The organism is Streptomyces hainanensis (assembly GCF_004348415.1).
GTDB lineage: Bacteria > Actinomycetota > Actinomycetes > Streptomycetales > Streptomycetaceae > Streptomyces > Streptomyces hainanensis.
Window position 1 is genome coordinate 1 of sequence record NZ_SMKI01000643.1, and the last position, 3,379, is coordinate 3,379.

The following is a 3,379-nucleotide window of genomic DNA, read 5'->3' on the forward strand; positions in this document are numbered from 1 at the left end:
CCGTCACCCATGCCCCCATGCTCGCACCGAACCGGGCCCGGCGCCGCTGGCCGCACGCGCCCCTCTTTCGGGTGCGCACCTCGTGCGGGTTCCGGCGCGGTTGGCCAGGCTTGTTCTCGCGAGGTGTCTCCTGGCGGAGGTGAGGGAACATGCCGACGTACGTCGCCCTGCTGAACTGGACCGATCAGGGAGTCCGGAACTACGCGGACACCGCCGAGCGCGCCGAGGCCTTCGGCGCGGCGGTGCGGAGGCTCGGGGCCGAGCTGCTGAGCATCTACTGGACCGTCGGCCCCTACGACCTCGTGGCCGTCATCGAGGCGCCCGACGACGCGACCGCCGGCGCGGCACTTCTCCGGCTGGGCGGGGTGGGCAACGTCCGTTCCACGACGCTGCGAGCCTTCGACCGGGAGGAGATGGAGCGCGTCATCGCCCAGGCGGCCGGCTGACGATCACCACCCGGCGCGGCGGTCCCGCATGCCGAACGCCCCGGACCAAGACCGGTCCGGGGCGTTCATCTGCCGTTGCCCCAGCTCGGGGAGGTGGCTCGAGACTCGGAGGCCGTCCGCCCCAGCCAGCAAGCAATGCCCTGACCCTGGTTCGTCGAGGCTGCCGCCCCTCCTGGCCGGACCGGTGCGCCAGCACCATAGCCGAGACAGGGGCGGGCAAAAGCCCCAACGAACGAGCAGCCGCCTCGACTCTCTCGTTACGAACCACGGGCGGGGAGGTTGCTGGGGTCAGCCGCGCTGATCGTCTGACGACCTGAGATGCCTGACGAGCGGTAGCGGGTCCGACGGTTGCCGTACTCCGCTGCTGTACTCAAGCCGAGACGGCGAACGCATGAGCCTGGGAAGCTTGGTCCCTCACGACAGCCTTGGGCGTTCATCTGGCCAAACGGCCAGGCTCCGGCGGCACCCGCGTCTCCGTGGTCCTCCGGTATCCACCGCTCGAACTGTTGGGGTCGTGATGCCGTCCGCAACGCCGGGCGGCTTCATAGAAGCCCCTGGCACGTCCATTCGGCCGGCCTTGCCCAGATCGCAGAATCTCGCCGAGAAAGCCACGCAACGTGCTTGCGCTGCGTGAAGATCACCAGTGACAGGCGCCCACCACGGGCTTGTGGATAAGGACGAGTTGGTGCATCCTAATCTGTTCGTCTCCGTACCGACGAAAGCCATACCCCAAGCACACGGCGGACCGCTTGGCCTGATCAAGATGGACCGGGTCTCATGAGCGTCAGCCTCAGCACCCCACCGAACCAAGGGAGCCCGCCATTTCGTCACGTGGCCGCGGCGCCCCCTAGTCTATTGGCAACCGAAACGATCAACTGAACAGAACACGCAAAGATGTTCGATATCAATCACTTGCTTGACGCGCTGATGAGCAGCCATGCAGTGATTGCCCGACTCTGAACAGGCCTATCAAGCGCCTTACTTTGGCGAGCTTTGACGCTCACGACGATAAGCACTAGCGGGAGGGGTAGTGTCAGACCCGGAGATCGAAGCCATGTCGGCGGTGTCTTCCGCGTTCAGCGAACTTGAAGATGAAGCAAGGGCAAGAGTGTTGCGCTGGGCGGCGGATAAGTACGGTGCGCCGCTCAGCCACACACTGAAGTCAGGCAGCCAGACTGATCATCTGACGGTTGATGCAAACGACGCCGTCCAACAGGTCCCGGGTGAAGTGATGAGGCCCGCTTCCACGCAGAGTGCTGCTACTTACGAGCACTTCGCGGATCTCTATTCCGCGGCTTCGCCTACGACCAGACAGGAGCGAGTGTTGGTCGCCGCGTACTGGTTCCAAAAAGTCGTCGGCCAGGAGACGTTTCAGTCATCCGAACTCAACCGCGAACTCAAGCATCTTGGACATTACGTCGACCACGTCGCAGAGGCATTGTCCTCCAACATCAACAAGAAACCGCAGTTGGTGCTGCAGGTCCGGAAGAACGGCGCGAAAAGGCAAGCCCGGAAGGTCTACAAGCTGTCAGGCGAAGGAATCAAGGTGGTTGAATCGATGATCACTCTTGGTACGCAGCGGTGAATCTGCCGGCTTCTAACGTCTTCTCGGTGCTACCCGAGGGGTTGCGCACTGACCTAATCGGAGCTTTCAACGAGATTGCTCGCAATTACCGTGAGCATCGCTGGGAGCCAGCCGAACTTAATGGCGGCAAGCTGTGTGAAGCGGTTTTCACAGTAGTAGACGGTTACATCAAGGGGCAGTATGCTCGGCGCTCAAGTAAGCCGAATAATTTTCCTGATGCGTGCCGGGCTCTCGAACGTAACCGCCAGACCCCACGTTCCATACGGATTCAAATCCCACGCATGCTGGTTGCCCTATATGAGATTCGCAATAATCGTGGCGTGGGCCATGCGGGCAGCGACGTCAACCCTAATCAAATGGACGCAACCGTCGTCCTCTACATGAGCAAGTGGCTCATGGCCGAGCTAGTTAGGGTGCTGCACACCCTGACCACGAAGGAAGCTACTAAGGTAGTCGACGCGCTAATCGAGCGTGAAATTCCAATGGTCTGGAGCGATGGCTCTAACAAGAGGATTCTGGCGACGAACCTAACCCGTAAGCAACAGGTCTTGCTCCTTCTGCTTCTGGAGCCCGGAGAGTCCGCAGAAGACGACCTAATGCGCTGGCTAGAGGTCGGCAATCGGGCATCTTTTCGGCGAGACGTCCTACGGCCACTGCATAGAGATAGATTCATCGAATTTGATCCGGACAGAAAGATGGTGCGGCTTCTCCCTCCCGGCGTAACCGCAGCGGAAATCATCTTTCCATAGGCCATGTTCCCCGGTAGTTACCCGCATGCTCCATGTGCCACGGGTCGTGATGGAGATCCTCGGGCACGCCAGATCAGCATCACCATGGACGTCTACGCCCACGTCGTCCAGGACACCCAGCGGGAAGCGATCAGCCACATGGACCGGCTGCTCAAGCGCCGCCGGTGACACCAGTCAGGGAACACGGAGCCCCAGCCACGAGCGCTTCGGGGCTCCGTCCGTCTCAGGCACCGGGATTCGCCGCGCGGCGCTCGACCAACTGGCGGGCGGCATGGAGGGCGCCGTCCTTGAGGTCCTGCCACGGGGTACCCCAGCTCTCGTCCCAGTCGGCCAGCTGGATCGCGTACGTCACGATCTCCCGCAACTCCTCGGGATAGTCGAGGTCAACGGCGGCTTCGCCCCAGATCCGATCGGCCCCGGCCGCCGGGTCCAGCCGACCTTCCGCGACCTGCTGCGCCAGCCAGTAGGCCAGCGCCCACCTGGCCGCCGTCCGGTCACGGGGAAGCTCGACGCCGAGACCCAGCTCCACTGTCACGGAGTCGAACAGCTCCCGCGCCGCGCGCTCCTCACCCTCGTCGAGACCGGCCAGGGAGGGAAGG

The 3,379-nt window shown here is 62.9% G+C and carries 4 protein-coding genes; 3 read left to right on the forward strand and 1 reads right to left on the reverse strand.

Going from position 1 to position 3,379, the window contains the following annotated elements; genetic code table 11:
- Nucleotides 1-149: 149 nt before the first annotated feature.
- The 3 genes from E1283_RS34020 (at nt 150) to E1283_RS34030 (ending at nt 2,780) form a co-directional block, all read left to right on the forward strand.
- Entirely contained in the window at nt 150-446 is a 297-nt protein-coding gene (locus E1283_RS34020; protein ID WP_132822028.1) for a GYD domain-containing protein, read from the forward strand.
- A gap of 1,030 nt (nt 447-1,476) precedes the next feature.
- Nucleotides 1,477-2,031, forward strand: coding sequence for a hypothetical protein (locus E1283_RS34025; RefSeq protein WP_132822029.1), 555 nt, complete (start codon nt 1,477-1,479; stop codon nt 2,029-2,031).
- Nucleotides 2,028-2,780, forward strand: a complete 753-nt coding sequence (locus E1283_RS34030) for a hypothetical protein (RefSeq protein ID WP_132822030.1) — start codon at nt 2,028-2,030, stop codon at nt 2,778-2,780. Before E1283_RS34025 ends, E1283_RS34030 begins: the two co-directional genes overlap by 4 nt.
- Nucleotides 2,781-3,003: 223 nt before the next feature.
- On the opposite strand, the gene E1283_RS34035 is transcribed toward E1283_RS34030, so the two are convergent.
- The coding region (locus tag E1283_RS34035; RefSeq protein ID WP_132822031.1) for a hypothetical protein at nt 3,004-3,379 on the reverse strand (376 nt) is incomplete at its 5' end.